Consider the following 23,550-nt stretch of genomic DNA (forward strand, 5'->3'; position numbering starts at 1 on the left):
TCATCGATCGTTGGTGAGGTTGCCTTGGTAGGTCCCAGGCTTGTCGGCCTCCAGCTTCCGGCCTCCAGCTTCCGACTTTCGGCCGCCAGCCCCAGGCTTCCAGCTGCCCGCTGCAGGCTTCCTGTTTCCAGCCCTCCGCCGCCAGCAAAGGCCTCCCCAGTGCAGCCGGGCATGCGGTGCAAGATGATCCTGAATGGAGGCGGTGGAGGCATGGCGGTTCAAGGTAAGGTTCACTGACAGGATAGGTTCTTATTGTTCAAAAATCGTTGTTCTCAACCGATTTCTGTTCGATCGTTCCTTACGACGAGATCACCATGTCCGTGCTGTCGTGCCCATAGGAACGCTGGCCGATGTACGCGTGATCGTGGTTGCCTGTGAGCGTGACGCCGTTGCGCATCCACGGCCGGTAGCCGATGCTCTGGAACCCGTTGGCACCGGGTTCTGCGCTTCGCAGCGGAGATGCGCAACGAACCCCAGGCGGCCCAGCAACAGGCCAAGGTCTGCGCCCGACCACCTGAGGTTCATCGCTTGGCAGGTCATCGTTCGTTCGTGTTGACCGGGATAGCGGCCCGGTCTTCTTCCGCTCCATTCAAGTCCTTGTCCGTCGCGGGGTGCGGCAAGGCATCCCGATGATAGAGACCGGTCGGGGGCCGGTGGTCACTGCCGGCGATGCGATCTCGTTCTACCGGGCCAGGTGCCGTCCACCTCGGGGAGACTGCCACGGCGCCCAGCGCACCACCCACCACGCATGCGCCTCGCAGTGACGATGCGGAGATGATCCGTACCTGAACCGGTCTTTTCCAACCCGTCATCGGGACGCTCCTGAAAGGGAGGGATCGACCACCCGGAATTGGAACTCATCCCATCCACCATGGGGAGACTGCCACGGCGCCCTGCGCACACCCCACCCACACAAGCGCCTCGCAGGGACGGCAAGGAGGTGCTCGGAGGATGGACCGCCCATTTCGAGCCCAACGTTCATGATGGAGCCTGCTCCTGTTCCTGCCCCTGCCTCGTCTGCCGAAGCCTTCGGCGAAGGCATGGCCCCTGTTCCTGTTCCTGGTCCTGCCCCTGGTCCTGGTCCCGCCACTTGCTCCCCCACCCCCGCCACCTGCTCGGCCGGGCTCACCCACCCCCCTCCCGCGGGGCTTGCTTTGGCCCACCAACGACACGGACCCCCAACGCCCAAGGCCATGAACACCCTCGCCACCCTCCACCAGTTCGCCCTCGCCGCCACCCTTTTCGCCGCGGCGACCGCCCACGCCGAGGAAGCCCGCGTGCTCCGCATCGACGGCAAGGTGCTGAGCAGCGAAGCCCTCACCGGCGCCACGCTCACGGTGCTTCAGGACGGTGCGGCCTTCACCCGCATGGAGCAGGGTCTGGCCCAGTTCCAGTTGGACCTGCCGCTGGGCCATGAGTACCGCCTGAGCTTCGAGCGGCCGGGCACCATCGCCAAGGAACTGGTGTTCGACACGCGCCTGCCGGGCGATGTGCAGCCGCGGAAGGACTTCCTTTTCCACTTCCAGGTGAGCCTGCTGGCCCAGCCGGCCGAGGGGCCCATGCGCTATGACGGTCCCGTGGGCCTCATCGCCTTCAACAGCAAGGAGGGCGACTTCGGTTATGAGCACCTGCGGACGGCCCGTTTGATGCCAGCGGAGAGCCCTGCGGCGGCCCCCGCCAAGCGTGTGCGCCGCGAAGCCGCCCCCTTCGTGGACCCCACCATGGAGCTGGCCGCCTGGGTGGAGACCCAACGCGCCGAGGCCAAGCAGTGAACCCCTTGAGACCCAGTTGCCGTATGACGCCCCGAAGCCACGCCACCACGCCCATGCATCCCTTCCTGGAGACCCTCAAGCGCCGCCTCGCCCGCAACGGTCCGGGGTGGCCGTGGAGCCGCTCCGCCAAGGACGCCGATGCCTCGATCCCACCGTTCAGCGTGATCCGCAAGGCGCTCGACGACCTGGACCGGGATGACTGGCGGCCCAGCCCGACCTCAGGCCCCCTGCAGGTGCGGGGTCAGGTGGAAGGCATCAACGACCTTCCGTGTGCGGTGAGCATCGTGCTCAACGAGCGGCTGGCCCAGGTGATCGACACCGACGAGGAGGGCCGTTTCGCGCTGCAGCTGCCCGACGATGCCGCCATCCGCCTGGTGCTGGTGCAGCCGGGCCACTTGCCCCGCATGATCGAGATCCGCCCCTGGGAGGGCCGTCCGGCGAACGACCACGGCAAGCCACTGCCGATCCCCTTGCAGGTGATCCTGACCCCGCGCGATGGTGCCGCCGTGAAGCCCATGGCCGAGCGGATCACCTTGCTGGACCGCCATGGCCGGCTGCTGGTGGAATGGGACAGGACCCGCGGTGTGCGGGAAAGCGGTCCCCACCCGGCTCCCCTGCTCCGCCGCGCGGTCTGACCCGGCCGAGCCGCGTTCCCTCCGACGGCCACCGATCCGTCGGTCGCAGCCCCGCCGCCTGCCTGAGGTCACCTGCTTCACGCCGCCTGCCACCGGCCGCCCGCTTTCCGCCTCCCGCCCCTGCCCCTGCCCCCTCAGCGGACTATGCACCTCTGCGTGATGGGCATTCCTCACCTGCCACCGGCCGATCGGCCCCTGCTCCCGCCCCTGCCTCGTCTGCCGAAGCCTTTGGCGAAGGCATGGCCCCTGCCTCGTCTGCCGAAGCCTTTGGCGAAGGCATGGCTCCTGCCCCTGCCGTTCTCCTTCCCGCCACTTGCTCCCTGACAGCCACCACCTGCTCGGCCGGGCTCACGCTCTCCCTGGTCCTGGGGCTTGCTTTGGGTCACCAACGAACCCCGATCCCCGCCATGAACCGCCCCGCCACCCTCCGCAGCCTCCTGGTCCTCGTGAGCTTCCTCACCCTGGCCCAAGGCAGCTTCGCCGCCGCGCCCCGCAAGGCCGCCAAGGGCAAGGCCGCGCGCACCGAGCGCCGCATGGTGTCCCCGTTCGTGGACCCCACGATGGACCTGGCCGCCTGGACCGAGCAGCAGCGCGCCGCGCAGGCCGCCCCGGTCCGCATGGCCCGCTGATCCCACCATCCGCATCCGATCGAAAGGCCCCTTCCCGGGGCTTTTTCGGTTCCATGGCGCCCCGGACGACAGATGCTACCTTGCCCTCCTCAACCGATCGAGCATGAGCACCCTAACGGCCGTCATCGTGGACGATGAACAGCACTGTCGCGATGCCCTCAGCGGACTGTTGCAGCGCAAGCATCCGGAGATCGACCTGCTGGGCATGGCCACCAATGTGCCCGAGGGCATCGAGCTGTTGAGCAAGGTGAAGCCGAAAGTGCTTTTCCTGGACATCGAGATGGGCAAGCAGACGGGCTTCGACCTGCTGCAGGCGATCGGGCCCGACCGGCCGCATGTGATCTTCACCACCGCGCACGAAGGCTACGCGGTGAAGGCCATCCGCTTCAGCGCGCTGGACTACCTGCTGAAGCCGGTGGACGCCGAGGAGCTGGCCACGGCCATCGGCAAGGTGCGGCAGGAGGAGCGCACGCCGCAGAGCCCCGACCAGTTCATGGCCCTGCTGAAGAACCTCACACGCCCCGCCGGGGCCGAAAAACGGATCGCCCTTCCCGTGGCCGACGGGTTGGAGATGGTGGACGTGGACAACATCATGTACTGCGAGAGCGACAGCAACTACACGGTGGTCCACCAGAAGGACAAGAAGCGCCTGGTGATCAGCCGCACGCTGAAGGAGTTCGAGGACATGTTGGACCCCACGCAGTTCGTGCGCGTTCACCACAGCTACCTGATCAACGTGAAGCACGTGAAGAAGTACATCCGCGGCGAGGGTGGCGAGGTGATCATGACCGACGGCACCAACGTGGCGGTGAGCCGGCGGAAGAAGCAGGAGCTGATGGACAGCCTGGCCAAGCTCTAGCGCCGGCCATCGTGTATTCCGAACACGAAGGGGCGCCCTCGGGCGCCCCTTGCTCGTTCCGTGCAGGATGGATCAGCCGGCCAGCAGGCGCTTCACCAGCGCGGCGACCGCAGCACCATCGGCCTTGCCCGCCAGCTGTTTGTTCGCCTCGCCCATCACCCGGCCCATGTCCTTCATGCCGCTGGCACCGGTGCTGGTGATGATGGCCCGCACGGCGGCCTCGAGCTCCGCTTCGCTGAGGCGCGCGGGCAGGTAGGCCTCGATCACCCGGGCCTGGGCCTCTTCCTCACCGGCCAGGTCGGTGCGACCCTGCTGGTGGAAGATGGCCGCCGCCTCGGCGCGCTGCTTGTGGAGCTTCTGCACGATGCGCAGGCCGGCCTCGTCGCTGATGCCGGCGGTGCCTCCACCTTCCTTGGTCAGCTCCAGCAGGATCGCGCTCTTGATGGCGCGCAGGGCGTTCAGCCGGTCCTTGTCACGGGCCAGCATCGCGGCCTTGATGTCCGCATCGATGCGCTGTTGGAAGTCCATGGGCGTTCGCGTCAGTCGACGTTGTCGTGCAGGAACGGGTTGTTGCGCTTGAGCTCCACGCGGCGCTCACCGTTCTCGTCCTGGTCCTCCGTCAGGGTGTAGCGGCTCACGTTGCTGTCCGTGCTGCGGGGTCCTTCGCTGAGGGCGATGCGCTTGCGGACATAGGCGGGTTCGCGCTCCATGTCATTGATCCCGTTGGGCGAGCGGAGGCGCATGGTCATCTCCCGCATCCGCATGAGCCGCTCTTCCACGCGGGCCTGGTGCTCGGCCGGGTTCAGGCGGGCCTGGGCGGGCTCGTTCACCGTGTTCACCGCGGTGGGCGGGGCCGGCACGCTCGTCGGCGTCGCAGGTGCTTCATACAGATCAAAGCGCACCTTGCCTTCGGCGGGCGGGGTCACCTCCAGTTCCACGGTGCGCTCGTTCACCGGGGTCACCGGCCGGGCCAGCTCGTTCGCCAGTGGATCCGCCTGCGGGGTGGCCGACTTCAGGTAGGGCTCGAACGCGGCGTTGACGGGCGGCTCCGGGGTCATGACCTCCCGCAACGGGGTCGTAGGTGCGGACGGAGCGGCGGCCACCGGGTTGCTGATGGGCTGGGTGATCATCGTGGGCACGTCGGCGTCCAGCGGGATCACCTTGCGCGCTTCGGGCACATGCCCCACGGCGCCGGTCTCCGGGTTCACCTGGAAGCCCGTGGCGATCACCGTCACCCGCAGGCGGTCGCCCAGGCTCTCCTCGCGGCAATAGCCCCAGATCACGTCGGCGCTGCTGCCGGCCGCATCCTGGATGTGGTCGGTGATCTCGCTGATCTCGTCCATCAGCACCTCACGGGCGCCATGGCTGATGTTCAACAGGACGAACTTGGCGCCCTTGATGTCGTTGTCGTTGAGCAGCGGTGAGGCCAGCGCCTCCTGGGCGGCACGCAGGGCGCGGTCCTCCCCTTCGGCCTCGGCCATGCCCATGATGGCCGCTCCGCTGTTGGACATCACGGTCTTCACGTCCTCGAAATCGACGTTCACCTTGCCGGTCATGGTGATGATCTCGGCGATGCCGCGGGCCGCGGTGGTGAGCACGTTGTCGGCATGGCCGAAGGCGTTGTCCAGGCTCAGGTTGCCGAAGAGGTCGCGCAGGCGGTCGTTGTTGATCACCAGCAGGGTGTCGACCGAACGGCGCAGGTCGTCGATGCCGCTCACGGCCTGGAGCTTGCGCTTGCGGCCCTCCCACTGGAAGGGCATGGTGACGATGCCCACGGTGAGGATGCCGAGCTCACGGGCGATGCTGGCGATCACCGGCGCGGCGCCGGTGCCCGTGCCCCCGCCCATGCCCGCGGTGATGAAGACCATCTTGGTGCGCGCGCTCAGCAGCTGGCGCAGTTCGTCGAGGTTCTCCTGGGCGGCGTCCTTGCCGCGCTCGGGGATGGAGCCCGCGCCGAGGCCATCGGTGAGGGCGGGACCGAGCTGCACCTTCACGGGCACCGGGCTGATGTCCAGCGCCTGCTTGTCGGTGTTGCAGATGATGAAGTCGACGCCCTTGATGCCTTGGGCGTACATGTGGTTCACGGCGTTGCTGCCGCCGCCCCCCACACCGATCACTTTGATGATCGAGGAGAGCTCACGGGGAAGGTCGAATTTCATGTCGTTCGGGATTGGAGAGTGGAACTGCGGTGGCGGGGATGCGGTCTAGATGTCGTCGTCGCTGAGGATCTCGGAGGCGCCCTTGATCACCTTGTCGAAGAAGCTGCCGACACGGCTGCCCTGGCTGTGGCCCTTCACCTTGGGGGCCTGGGCCGGCGCAGCGCCCTGCTTGGCGCGCTGGCGGTGCAGGAAGTCGAAGCCCTTCATCACCAGGCCCACGCCGGTGGCGAACAGGGGACTGGTCACCTGATCGACATTGCTCTTGGCCAGATGCTCGTTGGGGTAGCCGATGCGGGCGGTCATGCCGGTGATGTATTCCACCAGCTGGCGCAGGTGCTTGAGCTGGGCACCGCCACCGGTGAGGACCACGCCGGCGATGAGCTGCTTCTCCAGCCCGCTGTTCTTGATCTCGAAGTGGACGTGCTCAAGGATCTCCTCCATGCGGCTCTGGATCACCTCGGCAAGCATGCGCAGGCTGATCTCCTTGGGGTCGCGGCCGCGCAGACCGGGGATGCAGACGACCTCATTGTCCTTGTTCTCCGCGGCGAGGGCGCTGCCGAACTTCACTTTCAGCAGCTCGGCCTGCTCGCGCATCACCCCGCAGCCCTGGCGGATGTCCTCGGTGATCACGTTCCCGCCGAAGGGGATCACGGCCGTGTGGCGGATGATGCCGTCATAGAAGATGGCGATGTCCGTGGTGCCTCCGCCGATGTCGACGAGCACCACACCGGCCTCCTTCTCCTCGGCGCTGAGCACCGCGTCGGCGCTGGCGAGCGGCTCCAGGATGAGCTCCGTGACATCGAGGCCCGCGCGGTGCACGCACTTGTTGATGTTGCGCGCGGCGGTGACCTGGCCGCTGATGATGTGGAAGTTGGCCTCCAGGCGCACGCCGCTCATGCCGATCGGATCTCGGATGCCCTGCTCGCCGTCCACGATGTACTCCTGGGGCAGCACATGGATGATCTCCTCTCCGGGCGGCATCACGAGCTTGTACATGTCGTCGATCAGAAGATCGATATCGAGCTGGCGGATCTCCTCCTCCAGGCTCTGGCGGGTGATCATGCCGCGGTGGTGCATGCTGCGGATGTGCTGCCCGGCGATGCCCACGTTCACCGTGCCGATCTCCACGTTGGCGTTGGCCTCGGCCTCCTTCACGGCTGCCATGATCGAGTCCACCGTCTTCTGGATGTTGGCCACCATGCCGCGGCTCACGCCTTCGGAGCGGCTGCGGCCCATGCCGAGGATCTCGATCTTCCCCTGTTCGTTCTTGCGCCCGACGATGCAGGCGATCTTGGTGGTGCCGATGTCCAATCCGGCCACGATCTCTTGTTGGTCCATGTGTACAGCGTGTTAGGGCGTTGTGCGTTGGGTGCAGACGACCTGCCCGTCGAAGCGCAGGTCGATGATGGCATGGCGACGCCAGTCGGTCTGATCGATCCCCTGGCGGTAGAAGAGGCGGAGCTTGGCGAAGCGTTGTTCAAGGCGGTCGGTGCCACCGATGCGGATGCGCTGGCCGCCCACGCGGGGCACCAGCTCGAACTCGCCTTCCGGGGTGACGACGATCTGGTCGATGAGCGCCGCCCAGAAGGGGTCCTGACGCAGGAAGGTGGCGATGCGGTGCACTTCGGGCAGGTGCGATGCGGTGATCAGGCTGTCGGTGCCGCGCAGGTCGATCACCCGCTCGGCCGCGCCCTGGAGATGCACCGTGCCCAGTGCCACCGGCACTCGGGCCGTGTGCTGCGTGCTCAACGGCATCGTGTGGCCCTCCGCATCGAGGTAGTAGCCGCGGCCATCCTGGTCGAGCACGCGCACGATCGGAGCGCGTTGCTCCACGCGGACGTGCAGGATGCCGTCGAGGGTGTGATAGGCCTCCGCGGCGCTCACCCACGGCACTGCGCGGAGCCGGTCCTCGATGGCCTCCAGGTCCATTTCGGCCACGGGTACGCCCACGACCTCCTCGCCCATGCTCAACACCTGCTCGCGCACCTGCTGCGGGGTGATGAACCGCGCGTCGTCCACTTCGCGTACATCGATGGCGAGATCCTGCACCGGCCGGCGGTCGGCGGTGCGCTCCACGAAGCCCAGGGCCACCACGACCAGAGCGGCGGTGGCGACGAGCAGCACGGGACGGACGAAGGCACGCGGGGCGTTCATGCGGCAGCAGGGTGTTGAAGGGCGTCGGCGATGCGGGGCACGAGCCGGTCGATGTCGCCGGCGCCCAGGGTCAGCAGCAGTTCGGGAGGCTCGGCGGACAGGCGGGCGATCAGTTCATCCCGGCCCACGAGGTGCTTGTCGGCCAGGGCGATGCGGTCGAGCAGCCAGGCCGAGGTGATGCCGGGGATGGGCTCCTCACGCGCCGGATAGATGTCCAAGAGATACAGCCGGTCCGCACCGGCGAGGCTCCGCGCGAAACCGTCGGCGAGGTCGCGCGTGCGGGTGAAGAGGTGCGGTTGGAAGACGATGGTGAGGCTGCGCGTGGGATGTAGCTCACGGGCCGAGCGGATCGCCGCGTCCAGTTCGGCGGGATGGTGGGCGTAGTCGTCGATGAAGACCGTGGCCGGTCCGCCGAGGATCGTCTGGAACCGGCGCTCCACCCCCCGGAACGATGCGAGCGCGGCGCGCAACGCCTCCGGTGCCACACCGGCGCGCAGCGCCATCGCGGCGGCGGCCGTGGCGTTCTCCACGTTATGCCGCCCGGCCATGCCCAATCGCAGCCCGCGCAGGGTGACGCCTCCGGCCACCAGGTCGAAGTGGTAGGCGCCCTCACGCACCTCCACCTGTTCGGCGCGGGGTACGCCGTGGCCACCGATGGCATAGGTATCGGCCTTCAGGGCGGGGAGCGCGGCCTTCACGCGCTCATGCACGAGCAACGCCCCGGAGCACAGGCCCGCGAAGGCGGTGTAGGCCTCGAGCATCGCCTCGGGCGTACCATAGATGTCCAGGTGGTCGGGATCGGCCGCGGTGATGATCGCATCGGTGGGGCGCAGCTGCAGGAAGCTGCGGTCGTATTCATCGGCCTCCACCACGTTCGCCACGGCGCCTTCATCCAGCAGCACATTGGTGTTGTAGTTGGCGCTGATGCCACCAAGGAAGGCGTTCACCGGCACGCCTCCGCTGTGCAGCAGGTGCGTCAGCAGGGTGCTCACGGTGGTCTTGCCATGCGTTCCCGCGACCGCATACGTGTGACGGTCCCGGGTGACGAGTCCGAGCAGTTCGCTGCGCTTGACGATGCGGGCACCAGCGGCGGTCCACCAGGCCAGCAACAGGCTGGAGGCGGGCACGGCGGGGGTGCGTACCACCAGCACATCGGCCGGCCGCTCGCGCAGGGGCTCGGGGATCGAGGCGGGGTCATCGTCGAAGTGGATGGCCATGCCCTCCGCGGCCAGGCTCTCAGTGAGCGCCGACGGTGTGCGGTCGTAGCCCCCGACGACAGCGCCGGCGCGTCGGAAATAGCGGGCCAGGCCGCTCATGCCGATGCCGCCGATGCCGACGAAATAGAGGCGCTGGACCGCGGTGCTCATGGGCGCGTGGTGGTGTTGGCGAGCGCGATCACTTCATCGGCGATGGTGCCGGCAGCGTCGGGTCGGCCGAAGGCGGAGATGGCCGTGCGCATGCGTTCGCGGGCCGGGGCATCGTTCAGCAGGCTTAGCACCGTGGGCCCAAGCTCCTCCCTAGTGTCGTTGTCGCGCACGAGCAGCGTGGCACCGCGGTCGGTGAGCGCTCGGGCGTTGGCGGTCTGATGGTCCTCGGCGGCGGTGGGCAGCGGCACCAGCACGGCGGGCAGCTTCACCAGGCAGAGCTCACTGATGCTGATGGCCCCGGCGCGTGCGACCACCACATCAGCGCAGGCGTAGGCCAGGTCCATGCGGTCGATGAAGGCGCTCACCCTGCACCGGTCGAACGCGAGGTCCGCCACCGCCTTGCGGGCCTGCTCGAGGAAGGGGGTGCCCGTCTGCCAGATCACCTGCACCCCGGCCCCCTTCCAGCCCGCCAGGGCCGCGGCCACGCCATGGTTCACGCCGCGCGCGCCGAGGCTCCCGCCGGTCACCAGCACGATCGGCGCATCGCCGAGGAGGCCGAAATGAGCGAGCGCTTCGGCACGCTTGCCCTCCAGCTGCACGGTGGCGCTGCGCACCGGATTACCGGTGAGGCGCAGGCGGTCCTTCGGGAAGTACTTCTCCATGCCCGGATAGGCCACGCAGATGCGCTGGGCACGGCGGCCGAGGTGGATGTTGGTCTTGCCGGCATGGCTGTTCTGCTCCTGGATGAGCGTGGGCACGCCCATGCGCTGGGCCACGGCGATCAAGGGGCCGCTGGCGTAACCGCCCACGCCCACCGCCACATCCGGGCGGAACGTGCGCACCAGACGCCGCGCCTTGAGGAAGCTCCGCAGCAGCATCCACGGCAGGCCCAGGTTGGCCAGCACGGCCCCCCGTTGGAAGCCGCGGATGGGAAGGCCCTCGATGCGATATCCGGCAGCGGGCACCTTGGTCATCTCCATGCGGCCCTCCGCGCCCACGAAGAGCACCTCCGCATCGGGCAGCCGTTCCCGCACGGCGCTCGCGATGGCGATCGCCGGGAAGATGTGCCCACCGGTGCCACCTCCGCTGATCATCAGCCTAAGCGGCCGCCGGAGCGGTGCGGGGTTGGGGTTCGACATGGTCGTTCGCGGGTTCGTCGTACACGCTGCGGCTCACGCTCAGCACGATGCCGATCATGAGACTGGTGAACCAGATGGAGGTGCCGCCCATGCTCACCAGGGGCAGCGGCTGTCCGGTGACGGGCACGAGGTTGACGGCCACGGCCATGTTCACCAGGGCCTGCAGCACCAGGCTGAGGCTCAGGCCCAGCGCGGTGAGCGCGCCGAAGGGCTTGGGGCAGAGCCGGGCGATCTTCACGGCGCGCCCCATCAGGATGAGGTAGAGCAGCAGCAGACCGAGCCCACCGAGCAGGCTGCCGTACTCCTCGATGATGAACGCGTAGATCATGTCCGAGTACGGGTGCGGCAGGAAGTTGCGCGATGTGCCGCTGCCTGGTCCGTTGGGCAGCAGGCCACCGCTGGCGATGGCGATCTTGGCGTGCTCCACCTGGTAGTTGGCATCGCTGTCGGCCGAACCATGGTTCTCCAAGCGCGCACGCCAGGTCTCCACGCGCGGCAGCAGCCCGAGGTCGGCGGCCTCGTTCACCGCCACCAGCAGGGCGAAGGCGCCGGCGGCCACACCGATGGAGGCCGCGATCCACTTCAGCGGCACGCCGCCCAGGAACGCCACCATCATGCACACGGCGAAGAGCAGCGCGGCCGTGCTGAAGTTGGCCGGCAGGATGGTGCCGCACACCGCACCGATGGGCAGCATGAGCTTGAGCACCACATCGCGGAAGGCCCAGGGCGCGGCCTTCTGTTTGGCGATGGCGCGCGCCACGAACACGATCAGCACCACCTTGGCCAGGTCGCTGGTCTGGAAGCTCTGGCCGATGATGGGGATGCGCAGCCAGCGACTGGCATCGTTCAGGTTGGTGCCGAGCAGCAGGGTGAGGACGAGCAGGCCGACGGTGACCCCGAGCAGAAGCTGCGACAGACGCCCGTAAACGCCGAAACGGAGCCGGTGCGCCCCGTACATGATCGCACCACCACTGGCGAGCATCAGGCCGTGCTTCATCAGGAAGTGCAGGGTGCTCCGTCCCTCCTGCTTGAACGCCAGGGAGGCGATCGAGCTGTACACGGCCAGCAGGCTGACCACGCCCAGCAGCAGCGCCACCATCCAGATGGTGCGGTCGCCGCGCAGGTGTTCGTGGAAGAGGCGGTTCATGGGCGTCGGATCAGAGCTCGCGCACGGTGCGCTTGAAGGCGTGTCCGCGTTCCTCGTAGTTGGCGAATCCACCGCCGCTGGGGCATGCGGGGCTGAAGAGCACCACCTCGCCACTGGTCGCGAGCTCATGCGCCAGGAAGACGGCCGTGCGCAGGTCGCCAGCCTGGAAGGCCTGGCCGAGGGCCTCGCGGATGCCGTCGGGCACGTCGCTCATCCCGGGGGTGCACAGGATCAGGGCGCGCACGCGGTCGCGCAGGAAATCGAGCACGGCCCCATCGCCCAGGCCCTCCGGCAGATCGCCCGTGATCCACAGCACGGGCTTCTCGATGGAGGCCATGGATTGCAGGGCGGCATCGAGGAAGGTGGCGCGGGAATCGTTGATGTACTCCACGCCGCGCATGGTGCCGACGAACTCCATGCGGTGGGGTGCGCTCCGCAGCTCACCAAGGGCGCGCGCACGGGCCTCCACCAGACCGGCGCGGGCCTGACGGACGTTCAGCAGGTGCAGGGTGTCCTTGTCCATGGTATCGGTGTTTCCGGGGTCACAGGGCCTTGACGGCGGTCTTGAACCGGCGTCCGCGTTCCTCGTAGTTCTCGAACAGGTCGAAGCTGGCGCAGGCGGGGCTGAGCAGCACCGCATCGCCCGGCTCGCTGAGGCCGTAGGCGGTGCGCACGGCGGCCTCGGCGCTGTCGGTATCGGTGATCGTCGGCACCATGCCGGCGAAGGCGGCATGGACCTTGGCGTTGTCCTTGCCCAGGCAGACGATGGCCTTCACACGCTGTTTCACCAGCGGCACGAGCGTGCTGTAGTCGTTGCCCTTGTCCACACCTCCGGCGATCCAGATCACGGGACGGTCCATGCTCTCCAGGGCGTACCACGCGCTGTTCACGTTGGTCGCCTTCGAATCGTTGATGAAGGTGACCCCGTTCACGGTGGCGACACGCTCCAGGCGGTGCTCCACGTTCTGGAAGTCGCTCAGGCTCTCGCGCAGGGACTCGCTGCGCACGTCGAGGATGCGCGCGGCGATGCCCGCCGCCAGCGAGTTGTACACGTTGTGCCTGCCCTGCAGGGCGAGTTCGAGGATGGACATGCGGAACTGGTTTTGGTCGGTGTGGATGTGGATATGCTTGTCGTCGAGCCATCCGCCCCGGGCGAGGGGGCGTTCGATGGAGAAGGGCCATCGCTGCGCGTGCACCGGGTGCAGGTCGAGCCCGCGGACCACCTCGGGGTCGTCGGCGCAGTGGATGAAATGGTCCCGGTCGGTCATGTTCATCGCGATGCGGAACTTGCTCGCGACGTAGTTCTCCATCCGGTACGCATAGCGGTCCAGATGGTCCGGGGTGATGTTGAGCAGCACAGCGATGTGCGGGCGCAGGGTGCGGATGCCGTCCAGCTGGAAGCTGCTCAGCTCGAGGACGTACAGGGCATGCTCGCGTTCGGCGACGAGGCCGGCGAAGCTGCGCCCGACGTTGCCGCCGAGCCCGGCGTCCATTCCGGCCTTCGTGAGGATGTGATGCGTGAGGAGCGTGGTGGTGGTCTTGCCGTTGCTCCCGGTGATGGCCACGATGGGCGCCGTGGTGTGGCGGGCCGCCAGTTCCACCTCGCTGATCACCGGGATGCCGCGGTCGCGAGCGGCGGCCACGAGCGCCGCGGTGTCGGGGATGCCCGGGCTCTTCACCACCTCATCGGCGGCGAGCACGCGCGTGGCGGAATGCCCCCCCTCCTCGAAGGGGATGTCGTGCGCCTCGAGCACCTCGCGGTAGCGCGGCTTGATCGGCCCGCCATCGCTGACGAACACGGGCAGACCGAGCTTGCGGGCCAGCAGCGCCGCGCCCACTCCGCTCTCCTGCGCACCGAGCACCACCAATGAGCTCATCGCAGCTTGAGGGTGACGATGCTCAACACGGCGAGCATGATGCCGACGATCCAGAACCGGCTCACGATCTTGCTTTCGTGGATGCCCTTCTTCTGGAAGTGATGGTGCAGGGGCGACATCAGGAAGATCCGACGGCCCTCACCGTACTTCCGTTTGGTGTACTTGAACCAGGAGACCTGCATCACCACGCTCAGGTTCTCCACCAGGAAAACGCCGCACAGCACGGGGATCAGGAGCTCCTTCCGCACCAGGATGGCCAGCGTGGCGATGATGCCTCCGAGCGCGAGGCTGCCGGTGTCCCCCATGAAGACCTGCGCCGGATAGGCGTTGTACCAGAGGAATCCGATGCACGCGCCGAGCATCGCACCGATGTACACGGCCAGTTCCCCGCTGTCGGGGATGTACATGATGTCCAGGTACTCCGAGAAGATGATGTTGCCGCTCACGTAGGCGAGCACGCCCAGGGCCAGCACCATGATGGCGGAGGTGCCGGTGGCGAGCCCGTCAAGGCCGTCGGTGATGTTGGCCCCGTTGCTCACCGCGGTGATGATGAAGATGACCACCAGGATGTACAGCACCCAGGTGTAGCGGCGCGCCTCACGGCCGAAGAGGCCGAGCACGGAGGAGTAGTTGAACTCGTTCCCCTTCACGAAGGGGATGGTGGTGTTGGGGCTCTTGCGGTCCAGCAGGTGGTGCACGGTGCCATCCTCCTCCACGAACGTGCTCAGCGCCGCGGGGTCGAGCTGCTCGGCGAGCACAGGAGGCACCTCCACCTTGGTGCGGATGGAAGGATGGAAGTACACCACCGCACCGACGATGATGCCGATGCCGACCTGGCCGACGATCTTGAACCGGCCCGCGAGACCGCGCTTGTCCTTCTTGAAGACCTTGATGTGGTCATCGATGAAGCCGATGACACCGAGCCAGACGGTGACGGCCAGCATCAGCAGGATGTAGATGTTGTCCAGCCGCGCGAAGAGCAGCGTGGGAACGAGGATGGCCGACAGGATGATGAGGCCGCCCATGGTCGGTGTGCCCTGCTTGCCCATCTGGCCCTCGAGGCCGAGGTCGCGCACGGTCTCACCCACCTGCATGCGGCGCAGCAGACGGATGATGCCCTTGCCGAACCACAGGCTGATGAGGAGCGACACGAAGACCGCTATCGCGGCGCGGAAGGAGATGTAGTTGAAGGCCCCGCTGCCGGGGAGTGCGAAGTCGAGGGCCTTGAACAGGTGGTACAGCATGGTCAGCGGTGCATCAGTTCAAGGGTCTCCTTCAGCACGGCGGCATCGTCGAAGGGATGGCGCACCCCCGCGATCTCCTGGTAGGTCTCATGCCCCTTCCCGGCCACGAGCACGGCATCACCGGGAGCGGCCATGCTCACGGCCTGGCGGATGGCCTCGCGGCGGTCGGCGTTCACGAACACACGGTCGGCATCCCCTGCGGCGACACCGGTGCGCATCTCGGCGAGGATCGCCATGGGGTCCTCGCTGCGCGGATTATCGCTGGTGAGCACCACGCGGTCGCTGAGCTCGGCGGCGATGCGCGCCATCACCGGACGCTTGGACCGGTCGCGGTCGCCGCCGCAGCCCACCACGGTGATCACGCGTTGATCGGCGCTGCACACGCCGCGCATGGTCTCGAGCACGTTCCGCAGGGCGTCGGGGGTGTGGGCGTAGTCCACCACGCCCAGCACGCCGCCGGGGCCGCGCACCGCCTGGAAGCGCCCGCGCGGCGGCTCCAGGTCGCTCAGCGCGGTCAGCACGTCCATCGGCGCCGGCCCCAGGTGCACGGCCACGGCGTACACGGCGAGCAGGTTGCTCGCGTTGAAGGCGCCCACTAGGCGCGTGTACACGTCGTGCCCGTCGATGTTGAGATGGAGCCCGGTGAGCTGGTTCTCGATGATGCGCGCGCGATGGTCCGCCATGCCGTGCACCGCGTAGCTGCGTTTGCGTGCGGCGGTGTTCTGCACCATCACCCCGCTGTTGGGGTCGTCGGCGTTCACAAGCGCCAGGGCGTCCGCACCGAGCTGGTCGAAGAAGCGCTTCTTGGCCTCGATGTAGGCGGCGAAGGTGCCATGGTAGTCCAGGTGGTCGTGCGTGATGTTCGTGAACACGCCCACATCGAAATGCAGGCCGGTGATGCGTTCCTGCACCACACCATGGCTGCTCACCTCCATGAAGCAGTGCGTCACCTTCTCGTCCACCATCTCGCGCAACAGGGCGTTCAGCCGCACGGCATCGGGCGTGGTGTGCGTGGCCGGGATGGTGCGCTGCCCGATGCGGACCTCCACGGTGCTGATGAGGCCGCACTTGTGGCCGAGCGCACGGAACAGTCGGAACAGCAGGGTGGCGGTGCTCGTCTTGCCGTTGGTGCCCGTGATGCCCACGAGGGTCAGTTCACGCGAGGGATGGTCGTGGAAGTTGGCGGCCGCCACGGCAAGCGCATGGGCGCTGTCGGCCACCCGCACGTAGGACACGCCCTCCTTGATCCGCTCGGGCATGCGTTCGCACACGATCGCCGTGGCACCGCGTTCCACCGCCTGATCGATGTGGTCGTGCCCGTCGACCCTGGTGCCCTTCAGGGCGAAGAAGGCCGTGAACGGGACCACCTCACGGCTGTCCGCACAGAGCTTCTCGATGGCCGCGTTGGTGCTGCCCACCACCTGTTCCAGGCGTGCCCGGTAGAGGATGTCCTTCAGCAGTTTCATGTGGTGAGCTCGAGCAGGATGGTGGTTCCCGGAGTGAAGCGATGGCCGGGGGTGAGCGACTGCCTGCGCACCATGCCCGCACCGGTCACCTGCACGCGCAGACCGCGGTTCTCCAGGAGATAGAGCGCATCGCGCAGGCCCATGCCCTGGACGTTGGGCACCACATGTTGCGCATCACCGGGCAGGCCACGCGGCCGCAGCACCACGCTGGTGTCCGCGGCCTGGGACACGACCCATTCGCCCTCACCTTCATGCTGGACGGGCACACCCAGACCGGCAAGGGCCGTGCGCAGATCGCCAGCGTGGCCACCGAAGGTCACCGGCGTGCGTTCCTGGGGAGGTGCCAAGCCGGCCAGCCCCGTCTGCATCTCCAGGCGATTGCTGTGGATCTTGTCGGCGATCTCCTTGAAGATGGGTCCGGCCACCACGTTGCCGTAGTAGCCGCTCATGCTGGGGGAGCTCACCACCACGATGCAGCTGTAGCGCGGCGCATCGGCGGGGAAGTAGCCGGCGAAGGAGGCCTGATAGCTGACACCCGCGCTCTTGTAACCCGAGCGCTCCTTGGCGATCTGGGCCGTGCCGGTCTTGCCGGCGATCCGGAAATGCGCGGCCTTCAGGTTGGTGGCGGTGCCCGTGTCCACCACGCCCTCCAGCATGCGGCGCACCTGCTCCAGCGTGGAGGGCGAACAGATCCGCTCGTTCAGCGCCACCGGGTCGAAGCGCTGCAGCTCTTTGCCGGCGCGGGTCACGTGCGACACGAGCTGCGGCTGCATGAGCCGGCCGTTGTTGGCGATGGCGTTGTAGAAGGCGAGCACCTGGAGCGGCGTGAGGCTGATCTCGTACCCGATGCTCATCCACGGGAGGCTCACTCCGCTCCAGCCCTTGTCGCCGGGATCACGCATCACCGGCAGGCCTTCGCCCGGGATGCGCACACCGAGCGGCCGGTCGAGACCGAGGCGGCGCAGCCCGGCCACGAACCGCTTGGGGTCGTTGCGATAGGCCGTGTTCACCACCTGCGACACGGCGGTGTTGCTGCTCACCTCCAGCGCGCGATGCACGGTGATGCGACCATAGCCCCCCTCGTGCGAGTCCTTCATGATGCGGTCGTGGAAGCGCACCTGTCCGTTGCGCGTGTCCACCGTATCGGTGGCCTTCACCACAGCATCCTCCAGGGCCACCATCAGGCTGGCCGTCTTGAAGGTCGAGCCCGGTTCGGTGGTGAGGCCCACGGCGTAGTTGAGGTCCTCGACGTAGGTGCTGTCGCCCTGGAGCGTGAGGTTGCTGATGGCCTTGATGTAGCCGGTGGCCACCTCCATCACCACCACACAGCCGTGGTGGGCACCGTGCTTTCGTAGTTGGGCCTCCAGGGCGGCATCGGCCACGTCCTGCAGGTTGATGTCGATGGTGGTGTGCACGTCGCTGCCGGGCACGGGGTCCTGACCGTTGCCATCGTCCATGGGCATCCAGATGCCCCCGGTGAGGCGGCGCTCGAGGCGGCGGCCGGTGACCCCGCGCAGCCAGGTGTCGAAACCGCCCTCGACGCCGATGGCACTGCTGTCCTTCAGCACATAGCCGACGGAGCGCGCCGCCAAACGCCCGAAGGGGCGGACACGGACGGTGCGCTTCTCCAGGATGAGACCGCTGGCGTAGCGGCCGCGCCGGTAGAGGGGCATCTCCTTCACCACCTGGAGCTGCTCGTGGTCCACCTTGCGCTTCACCAGGTGATAGCGGTCGCGGCGCGCGCGTGCGGCGAGCAGGTCACGGCGGTATTCGGCGGCGGTGCGATCGCCGAAGAGGTCGCTCAGCGCCTGGCACAGCTCGTCGATCTCGGCCCGCAACAGCTCGTCGCTGAGGCCATCGGCCATCATGTCCATGCGCACCTCGTACTCCGGAACGCTCGTGCTCAACAGGCGGCCGTCCTCGCTGTAGATGTGCCCGCGGTCGGGCTGTACGGTGCGGTAGGCGGTGGCCACGTGCTCGGCGCGGGCCGTCCACCGTTCGCCCTCCACCAGTTGGATGGTGAACAGCTGCACGGCGATGGCGAGCGCGAACAGCAGTAGCGCGCCATACACGAGCATGGTGCGGAGGCGGAAGGCGCGTTGCGGGTCCATGGTCAGCGCACGGCCTCGGCCTGTTCGGGTTCAACGGTGAGCTTGCGGGGGGGGACGCGGCTCTCGCGCAAGCCGAGCCCTGAGATGTCCTCGGCCACCTGGCTCTGCTGCTCGGTGCGGTCCAGGTGGCTGCGCACCGTGATGTACTCGCTGCGCAGCTCCTTCAGGTCGGCGTCGGTGCGGTGCAGGTCGCGCACCGTGCGCTCGGTCCAGTAGCCGTAGCCGATGTACACGAGCATGAGGCCGGCGATGAACAGCAGGAAGGGCATGTTGCCCAGCACCTGCTCCCGAGTGAGGAAGGAGCCGTTCAGCACGCCGGCGAGGAGGCCGGGCCGCTTGGTGCGCTGCGGCGCGGCCGCGCCTGCGGCTGCGGGTTCCTCCGGGGTGCGGGGTCGGTTGCCTTTCACGTTCGTTCTGCGATCCTGAGCCTGGCGCTGCGCGCCCGGGGGTTGGTGTTGATCTCTTCGTCGTCCGGTCTGATCGCCTTCGTGTTCAATGGCCTGAAGGGTCGGAGGCTGTTGCCGTAGAGGTCCTTCCGCTCCACTCCGCCCAGGTCGCCCGCGCGCATCCAGTTCTTCACCAGCCGGTCCTCCAGGCTGTGGTAGCTGATCACCACCAGGCGACCTCCGGGCCGGATGATCCGCGCGCTCTCGGTGAGCAGGCGCTCCAGGGAGCCGAGCTCATCGTTCACCGCGATGCGCAGGGCCTGGAAGACCTGGGCGAGGAATCCGCTGGCATCGTGGCGCGGCGTCACCGGTCGGAGCACGTCCAGCAGCTGCTGGGTGGTGGTGATGCGCCGGACGGCCGCGGCGTGGAGGATGCAACGGGCCACCCGAGGCGATGCGTCCACCTCTCCGTAGGCGCGCAGGATCCGCGTGAGCCCCGCCTCGTCCGCCGCGTTCACCAGGTCGGCCGCGGTACGTCGCCCACGACGGTCCATGCGCATGTCCAGCGGACCCTCGTGGCGGAAGCTGAAGCCGCGCGCCGCGGTGTCGAACTGGTGGCTGCTCACGCCCAGGTCCGCCAGCAGGCCATCGACCGGAAGGCGGCCGAGGAACCGCAGGTGGTTGCGCACCCAGCGGAAGTCGGAACGCACCAGGGTGAACCGGGGGTCCTGCAGGGCCCTTGCCCAGGCATCCGCATCACGATCGAAGGCGATGAGCGCCCCATCAGGACCGAGGCGTTCGAGGATCGCCCGGCTGTGACCGCCGCCGCCGAAGGTGACGTCCACATAGACGCCGTCGGGGCGGATGTTCAGGCCATTGACACAAGGTTGGGAAAGAACGGGAGCGTGGTACTCACTGGCCATTGGCGTTGCCTAGGCTGCCCATCACCTCTTCGGCGAGGGCGGTGAGGTCCACGGCCTCGCGCTGCATCCGGGCATGGCCTTCCTTGCTCCAGAGCTCCACCCGGTCGAGCAGGCCCATCAGCTTCAGGTCCTTGCCGATGCCGGCATGGTCCATCAGCGGCTTGGGCAGCAGGATGCGGTCGCTGCCATCGAGCTCCACCCGTGTGGCCCCGTTCGTGAAGCGCCGGATGAACTCCCGGTTCTTCTCCACGAAGGGGTTCAGGCGGGCCATCATGGCCTGCGTCCGCTCCCACTCGCTCATGGGGTACAGCACCAGGCAGGGCTTGAACACATCGCGGGCGATCACGAAGCCTTTGGTGGCCACCTCGGCGAGCTGTCGCTTCAGCCCGCTCGGCAGCACCAGACGCCCTTTGGCGTCCAGCCGCAGATCGTATTCACCCAAGAGGTTCAGCATGCGGATGCGCGTGCGAGACGGCAGCGAAAGTAGAGGTTTTGCCCCACTTTGCTCCACTCACTCCCACTTCTTACCCTTCTGTCGATAACTTGTCAACGGCGAAGCTCGGAATTTGTTGCCAAACCCTGCATGAACACTAAGAATATTCACCCTCCGCGAGGTGGGAGAAAGTGGGAGTAATTAACAAGTGCACATCCCCCGGCGTTCCGGCCGGCCCACCCCCGTCCAATGACCTGCCGAAGCTCCCCTCAGGTCATCGCGTGCCTGCACGCTCTGTGTCCGGCTTGCTCACACGGCCTTGTGGATAGCGCGCTGGGGGACCGGAACCCGACGGGAGCGCTTCACTACATTTGGACGGATGCGGTCCCCCACAGGACCGCGCGGTATCGATGCTGCAAGGGTTGAAGGAGGAAGGCGAGTTCCGCTACGTGGAGGAGGGCGATGGTCCCGTTCTTCTGTTCCTGCATGGCCTGTTCGGGGCGCTGAGCAACTTCGAGGAGGTGTTCCGCCATTTCGCAGGGCGGTACCGGGTGGTGGTGCCCATGCTGCCCCTGTACAGCATGCCCATGCTGAGCACCAATGTCCCCGCCCTGGCCGATTTCCTGCACCGGTTCGTCCGGCACAAGGGCTACACCGAAGTGAACCTCCTGGGCAATTCGCTCGGTGGACATGTGGCCTTGATCCATTGCGCCCGCCGCCCCGAGGGCGTCCGCACGCTGATCCTCACCGGCAGCAGCGGCCTGTACGAGAACGCCTTCGGCGGCAGCTTCCCGCGCCGGGAGGACAAGGAGTACCTGCGCAAGAAGATCGCCCTCACCTTCCACGACCCGAAGCACGCCACCGATGAGCTGGTGGACGAGTGTTATGGGACGGTGAACGACAAGGCCAAGCTCATCCGCATCCTGGCCCTGGCCAAGAGCGCCATCCGCCACAACATGGCGCGCGACCTGCCGAAGCTCCGCATGCCGGTGTGCCTCATCTGGGGCAGGCAGGACGGCATCACGCCCCCCGAGGTGGCCGAGGAGTTCCACCAGTTGATCCCCGGCAGCGAACTGCACTGGGTGGATGAATGCGGCCACGCGGCGATGATGGAACAGCCTGCCGTGTTCAACCGCATCCTGGACGAATGGCTGTCGCGCAAGCTGGCGTGAGCACAGCGCCGATGGCCCGCGACCGGCGCCTCACCCCCATGGCGCCATGCGCACACTGAACGCCACGCACCTGGGCAGCGGCCGGGAGGCCCGGCACTGGCCCGCGCCCACCCTGCCGGAGTACGCCTTCATCGGCCGCAGCAACGTGGGCAAGAGCTCACTGGTGAACATGCTCGTGGGCATCAACAAGCTGGCGCGGGTGAGCGCCACCCCGGGCAAGACCAGGAACGTGGAGCACTTCCGGGTGGAGCCTGCCCGGGGCGACGTGGCGCAGCCGTGGTTGCTGGCCGACCTCCCGGGCTACGGCTTCGCCCGCACGAGCCGCACCGAACGGGAGGAATGGAAGCGCATGATCGACCGCTACCTGCTCACGCGGGAGAACCTGCAGTGCGTGTTCGTGCTGGTCGACGCACGGCTCGAACCCCAGAACAGCGACCTGGACATGATCCAGTGGCTGGGTGAGAACGGCATCCCCTTCGTCATCGCGTTCACCAAGAGCGACAAGCTGGCCCAGCCGAAGGTGCAGAGCCATGTCGCTCTGTTCCGCCGCACGCTGAAGAAGACCTGGCAGAACCTGCCGCTGATGTTCATCACCTCCAGTGAAACACGTCAGGGACGCGAGGTCGTTCTGGAGTACATCGACGGCATCAATGCGCAGTGGGCGGTGGGACGGTGAGCCACGGGCGGCGTGGCTCGCGCCGCTCATCGCGCGATCCCCGACCGCGCAAGCCCCTCACTTCTCCGGCTTCACGCCCAGCATGTGCTCGGCGAAATAGGCCCCGAAATCACGCATCTGTGCGGCCATGCGTCCCTCCCCAGTGGCCCGCTCGAAGGTGTCGGCCATGGTGAGGATGTTCTGGTGGAAGAACCGCTTCATGTCCTCCACGCTCATGGTCTTCGTCCATAGGTCGATGCGCAGGGTGTTCTGCTCGCGTTCGTCCCACAGCGCGAGCAACATGGCGCGCGCCTCACTGCGCGCGCCGCCGTCCTCGGCCTCCCAGTGGATGCGTTCGGGCACATGGTTCTCGTCCAGTTGCACGTCGATCCGGATCTCCGATGTCCTCATGGTGGTCTTCAGTCGCGGGGCTTGTAGGCCTTAAGGATGGTGCGGGCGTCGAGCCCGTTGAACAGGTCGGGCAGGCGGGTACCCGGGTGCTCCTTCAGATAGGCCTGCACCATGCGCTGGCCGATCCACTCGCCGATGTGGCCCGGGCTTTCGCGGGGCAGGCCGCTGGTGAAAGGGCCATCGTTCAGATAGGCGGCGATGCGCTCGGGGTCCTTGCTGAACAGATGCCCCTCGCTGACCAGGGTGCGCCAAATGTTGAACTCGTTGGCCTCGCACCAGGCCAACTGCTCGGACGTGAAGGCCAGCTTCAGGTCGGGCCCGACATCCGGCAGCAGCGCCTCCAACAGCACCATCACCTTGCCCACCTCCACCATCTGGGTGAGCAGGTCCTCCCCGGAGGCATCGCGCAGGTAGTGCACCATCAGCCATCCCTTCATCGCCGCAGGCACGAGCATGTCCGGCACCATGCGGCGCTTCACATAGTTCGGGAAGGCCTCCGGGGCCAGCAGGCCCACCACGGGTGGTCGGCACCGATGAACCACTCGATGCCCACGCCCAGCACGCTGTCCGTGGGAAAGATGCCGTAGTTGTACCCGGCGTTGAAGATGACCACGCGCGGCACCAGGCTGTCGGGGAAGAGGGTCTTCAGCCTTCCGAAGGCCGACCCGAAGGCCGCACGTTCCGGGGCCATATCCCCGAAGAGACTGTCGGCGGCGGCCTGCGCCGCGGCCCAGTCCGGATCACGCGTGAAGTGCATCAGGGCCATGCTGAGCCGCGGATCGTTCACGGGTGCGGCCCGGAGCACCTGCTCCACGTAGATCCGATGGAACTCCCCCAGGTCGGCGTAAGCGCGGAGGTTCGCGCCCGCGAGCGAATCCGGCGGAGCGTGGAACATCAGTTGGTCGAGGCGATAAGGCACCACCACCACCGGAGAGGACTCCACCACCAAGGGCTCCGAAGTATCGCCGCAGGCGGTGAACAGAAGGAGCAACGCGCCGGAGAGGGTGCGGA

24 protein-coding genes are annotated in these 23,550 nt (G+C 67.3%); 6 read left to right on the top strand and 18 right to left on the bottom strand.

Features of this window, described 5'->3' with window-relative positions; all coding sequences use genetic code 11:
• Positions 1 to 1,193: 1,193 nt before the first annotated feature.
• From IPJ87_12050 to IPJ87_12065, 4 genes are all read left to right on the top strand, one after another.
• Positions 1,194 to 1,772 carry a hypothetical protein gene (locus IPJ87_12050; GenBank protein ID MBK7942583.1) on the top strand — a complete coding sequence of 193 codons (579 nt, stop codon included), beginning with the start codon at positions 1,194 to 1,196 and terminating at the stop codon, positions 1,770 to 1,772.
• Positions 1,773 to 1,795: 23 nt separating this feature from the next.
• The gene (locus tag IPJ87_12055; GenBank protein ID MBK7942584.1) at positions 1,796 to 2,407 is read left to right on the top strand and encodes a hypothetical protein; all 612 of its coding nucleotides are present in this window, start codon (positions 1,796 to 1,798) and stop codon (positions 2,405 to 2,407) included.
• A 407-nt stretch (positions 2,408 to 2,814) separates the two neighbouring features.
• Complete coding sequence (locus IPJ87_12060) at positions 2,815 to 3,036, top strand: hypothetical protein (GenBank protein ID MBK7942585.1); 222 nt, start codon at positions 2,815 to 2,817, stop codon at positions 3,034 to 3,036.
• Positions 3,037 to 3,139: 103 nt separating this feature from the next.
• Positions 3,140 to 3,895: a response regulator transcription factor gene (locus tag IPJ87_12065; protein MBK7942586.1), complete on the top strand. Its 756-nt coding sequence runs from the start codon at positions 3,140 to 3,142 to the stop codon at positions 3,893 to 3,895.
• 72 nt (positions 3,896 to 3,967) lie between these two features.
• On the opposite strand, the gene IPJ87_12070 is transcribed toward IPJ87_12065, so the two are convergent.
• From IPJ87_12070 to mraZ, 15 genes are read right to left on the bottom strand one after another with little or no spacing between them, the layout of a single operon-like run.
• Positions 3,968 to 4,423, bottom strand: coding sequence for a GatB/YqeY domain-containing protein (locus IPJ87_12070; GenBank protein ID MBK7942587.1), 456 nt, complete (start codon positions 4,421 to 4,423; stop codon positions 3,968 to 3,970).
• Between the two features lie 11 nt (positions 4,424 to 4,434).
• Positions 4,435 to 6,054, bottom strand: a complete 1,620-nt coding sequence (gene ftsZ, locus IPJ87_12075) for a cell division protein FtsZ (GenBank protein MBK7942588.1) — start codon at positions 6,052 to 6,054, stop codon at positions 4,435 to 4,437.
• A gap of 45 nt (positions 6,055 to 6,099) precedes the next feature.
• A complete protein-coding gene (gene ftsA / locus IPJ87_12080) occupies positions 6,100 to 7,392 on the bottom strand; it encodes a cell division protein FtsA (protein ID MBK7942589.1) in 1,293 nt (430 codons plus the stop codon).
• A gap of 12 nt (positions 7,393 to 7,404) precedes the next feature.
• Positions 7,405 to 8,208 (bottom strand): hypothetical protein, encoded by an 804-nt coding sequence (locus IPJ87_12085; protein MBK7942590.1) that lies wholly within the window; start codon positions 8,206 to 8,208, stop codon positions 7,405 to 7,407.
• Positions 8,205 to 9,575: a UDP-N-acetylmuramate--L-alanine ligase gene (locus IPJ87_12090; protein MBK7942591.1), complete on the bottom strand. Its 1,371-nt coding sequence runs from the start codon at positions 9,573 to 9,575 to the stop codon at positions 8,205 to 8,207. The genes IPJ87_12085 and IPJ87_12090 overlap by 4 nt, the downstream gene beginning before the upstream one ends.
• Complete coding sequence (gene murG / locus IPJ87_12095) at positions 9,572 to 10,714, bottom strand: undecaprenyldiphospho-muramoylpentapeptide beta-N-acetylglucosaminyltransferase (GenBank protein MBK7942592.1); 1,143 nt, start codon at positions 10,712 to 10,714, stop codon at positions 9,572 to 9,574. Before murG ends, IPJ87_12090 begins: the two co-directional genes overlap by 4 nt.
• Positions 10,674 to 11,861 (bottom strand): FtsW/RodA/SpoVE family cell cycle protein, encoded by a 1,188-nt coding sequence (locus tag IPJ87_12100; GenBank protein MBK7942593.1) that lies wholly within the window; start codon positions 11,859 to 11,861, stop codon positions 10,674 to 10,676. The genes murG and IPJ87_12100 overlap by 41 nt, the downstream gene beginning before the upstream one ends.
• 10 nt (positions 11,862 to 11,871) lie before the next feature.
• Positions 11,872 to 12,384, bottom strand: a complete 513-nt coding sequence (locus tag IPJ87_12105) for a hypothetical protein (GenBank protein ID MBK7942594.1) — start codon at positions 12,382 to 12,384, stop codon at positions 11,872 to 11,874.
• A 19-nt stretch (positions 12,385 to 12,403) separates the two neighbouring features.
• Positions 12,404 to 13,738 carry a UDP-N-acetylmuramoyl-L-alanine--D-glutamate ligase gene (murD, locus tag IPJ87_12110; protein ID MBK7942595.1) on the bottom strand — a complete coding sequence of 445 codons (1,335 nt, stop codon included), beginning with the start codon at positions 13,736 to 13,738 and terminating at the stop codon, positions 12,404 to 12,406.
• A complete protein-coding gene (locus IPJ87_12115; protein MBK7942596.1) occupies positions 13,735 to 14,982 on the bottom strand; it encodes a phospho-N-acetylmuramoyl-pentapeptide-transferase in 1,248 nt (415 codons plus the stop codon). Before IPJ87_12115 ends, murD begins: the two co-directional genes overlap by 4 nt.
• A gap of 2 nt (positions 14,983 to 14,984) precedes the next feature.
• Positions 14,985 to 16,448, bottom strand: coding sequence for a UDP-N-acetylmuramoyl-L-alanyl-D-glutamate--2,6-diaminopimelate ligase (locus IPJ87_12120; protein ID MBK7942597.1), 1,464 nt, complete (start codon positions 16,446 to 16,448; stop codon positions 14,985 to 14,987).
• Entirely contained in the window at positions 16,445 to 18,559 is a 2,115-nt protein-coding gene (locus IPJ87_12125) for a transpeptidase family protein (GenBank protein ID MBK7942598.1), read from the bottom strand. The genes IPJ87_12120 and IPJ87_12125 overlap by 4 nt, the downstream gene beginning before the upstream one ends.
• A gap of 2 nt (positions 18,560 to 18,561) precedes the next feature.
• Positions 18,562 to 18,966, bottom strand: coding sequence for a hypothetical protein (locus IPJ87_12130; protein MBK7942599.1), 405 nt, complete (start codon positions 18,964 to 18,966; stop codon positions 18,562 to 18,564).
• Entirely contained in the window at positions 18,963 to 19,868 is a 906-nt protein-coding gene (rsmH, locus tag IPJ87_12135) for a 16S rRNA (cytosine(1402)-N(4))-methyltransferase RsmH (GenBank protein ID MBK7942600.1), read from the bottom strand. Before rsmH ends, IPJ87_12130 begins: the two co-directional genes overlap by 4 nt.
• Positions 19,858 to 20,322: a division/cell wall cluster transcriptional repressor MraZ gene (mraZ, locus tag IPJ87_12140; protein MBK7942601.1), complete on the bottom strand. Its 465-nt coding sequence runs from the start codon at positions 20,320 to 20,322 to the stop codon at positions 19,858 to 19,860. Before mraZ ends, rsmH begins: the two co-directional genes overlap by 11 nt.
• Positions 20,323 to 20,711: 389 nt before the next feature.
• Between mraZ and IPJ87_12145 the strand changes: the two genes are divergently transcribed.
• The gene (locus IPJ87_12145) at positions 20,712 to 21,473 is read left to right on the top strand and encodes an alpha/beta hydrolase (GenBank protein ID MBK7942602.1); all 762 of its coding nucleotides are present in this window, start codon (positions 20,712 to 20,714) and stop codon (positions 21,471 to 21,473) included.
• Positions 21,474 to 21,519: 46 nt separating this feature from the next.
• Positions 21,520 to 22,149: a YihA family ribosome biogenesis GTP-binding protein gene (locus tag IPJ87_12150; GenBank protein ID MBK7942603.1), complete on the top strand. Its 630-nt coding sequence runs from the start codon at positions 21,520 to 21,522 to the stop codon at positions 22,147 to 22,149.
• Between the two features lie 57 nt (positions 22,150 to 22,206).
• On the opposite strand, the gene gldC is transcribed toward IPJ87_12150, so the two are convergent.
• From gldC to IPJ87_12165, 3 genes are read right to left on the bottom strand one after another with little or no spacing between them, the layout of a single operon-like run.
• Positions 22,207 to 22,539, bottom strand: coding sequence for a gliding motility protein GldC (gene gldC / locus IPJ87_12155; protein MBK7942604.1), 333 nt, complete (start codon positions 22,537 to 22,539; stop codon positions 22,207 to 22,209).
• 8 nt (positions 22,540 to 22,547) lie between these two features.
• On the bottom strand, positions 22,548 to 23,057 hold the full coding sequence (locus tag IPJ87_12160; protein MBK7942605.1) for a hypothetical protein: 510 nt from the start codon (positions 23,055 to 23,057) through the stop codon (positions 22,548 to 22,550).
• Positions 23,015 to 23,530 carry a hypothetical protein gene (locus IPJ87_12165; GenBank protein ID MBK7942606.1) on the bottom strand — a complete coding sequence of 172 codons (516 nt, stop codon included), beginning with the start codon at positions 23,528 to 23,530 and terminating at the stop codon, positions 23,015 to 23,017. The genes IPJ87_12160 and IPJ87_12165 overlap by 43 nt, the downstream gene beginning before the upstream one ends.
• Between the last annotated feature and the right edge of the window lie 20 nt (positions 23,531 to 23,550).

This window comes from Flavobacteriales bacterium, from assembly GCA_016713875.1.
Classification (GTDB): Bacteria; Bacteroidota; Bacteroidia; order Flavobacteriales_F; family PHOS-HE28; genus PHOS-HE28.

What these genes read in the sequence shown, in the direction of transcription:
- IPJ87_12050 (MBK7942583.1), top strand. Translation starts at nt 1,194, where the DNA reads ATGAACACCCTCGCCACCCTCCACCAGTTCGCCCTCGCCGCCACCCTT.
- IPJ87_12055 (MBK7942584.1), top strand. Translation starts at nt 1,796, where the DNA reads ATGACGCCCCGAAGCCACGCCACCACGCCCATGCATCCCTTCCTGGAG.
- IPJ87_12060 (MBK7942585.1), top strand. Translation starts at nt 2,815, where the DNA reads ATGAACCGCCCCGCCACCCTCCGCAGCCTCCTGGTCCTCGTGAGCTTC.
- IPJ87_12065 (MBK7942586.1), top strand. Translation starts at nt 3,140, where the DNA reads ATGAGCACCCTAACGGCCGTCATCGTGGACGATGAACAGCACTGTCGC.
- IPJ87_12070 (MBK7942587.1), bottom strand. Translation starts at nt 4,423, where the DNA reads ATGGACTTCCAACAGCGCATCGATGCGGACATCAAGGCCGCGATGCTG.
- ftsZ (MBK7942588.1), bottom strand. Translation starts at nt 6,054, where the DNA reads ATGAAATTCGACCTTCCCCGTGAGCTCTCCTCGATCATCAAAGTGATC.
- ftsA (MBK7942589.1), bottom strand. Translation starts at nt 7,392, where the DNA reads ATGGACCAACAAGAGATCGTGGCCGGATTGGACATCGGCACCACCAAG.
- IPJ87_12085 (MBK7942590.1), bottom strand. Translation starts at nt 8,208, where the DNA reads ATGAACGCCCCGCGTGCCTTCGTCCGTCCCGTGCTGCTCGTCGCCACC.
- IPJ87_12090 (MBK7942591.1), bottom strand. Translation starts at nt 9,575, where the DNA reads ATGAGCACCGCGGTCCAGCGCCTCTATTTCGTCGGCATCGGCGGCATC.
- murG (MBK7942592.1), bottom strand. Translation starts at nt 10,714, where the DNA reads ATGTCGAACCCCAACCCCGCACCGCTCCGGCGGCCGCTTAGGCTGATG.
- IPJ87_12100 (MBK7942593.1), bottom strand. Translation starts at nt 11,861, where the DNA reads ATGAACCGCCTCTTCCACGAACACCTGCGCGGCGACCGCACCATCTGG.
- IPJ87_12105 (MBK7942594.1), bottom strand. Translation starts at nt 12,384, where the DNA reads ATGGACAAGGACACCCTGCACCTGCTGAACGTCCGTCAGGCCCGCGCC.
- murD (MBK7942595.1), bottom strand. Translation starts at nt 13,738, where the DNA reads ATGAGCTCATTGGTGGTGCTCGGTGCGCAGGAGAGCGGAGTGGGCGCG.
- IPJ87_12115 (MBK7942596.1), bottom strand. Translation starts at nt 14,982, where the DNA reads ATGCTGTACCACCTGTTCAAGGCCCTCGACTTCGCACTCCCCGGCAGC.
- IPJ87_12120 (MBK7942597.1), bottom strand. Translation starts at nt 16,448, where the DNA reads ATGAAACTGCTGAAGGACATCCTCTACCGGGCACGCCTGGAACAGGTG.
- IPJ87_12125 (MBK7942598.1), bottom strand. Translation starts at nt 18,559, where the DNA reads ATGGACCCGCAACGCGCCTTCCGCCTCCGCACCATGCTCGTGTATGGC.
- rsmH (MBK7942600.1), bottom strand. Translation starts at nt 19,868, where the DNA reads ATGGCCAGTGAGTACCACGCTCCCGTTCTTTCCCAACCTTGTGTCAAT.
- mraZ (MBK7942601.1), bottom strand. Translation starts at nt 20,322, where the DNA reads ATGCTGAACCTCTTGGGTGAATACGATCTGCGGCTGGACGCCAAAGGG.
- IPJ87_12145 (MBK7942602.1), top strand. Translation starts at nt 20,712, where the DNA reads ATGCTGCAAGGGTTGAAGGAGGAAGGCGAGTTCCGCTACGTGGAGGAG.
- IPJ87_12150 (MBK7942603.1), top strand. Translation starts at nt 21,520, where the DNA reads ATGCGCACACTGAACGCCACGCACCTGGGCAGCGGCCGGGAGGCCCGG.
- gldC (MBK7942604.1), bottom strand. Translation starts at nt 22,539, where the DNA reads ATGAGGACATCGGAGATCCGGATCGACGTGCAACTGGACGAGAACCAT.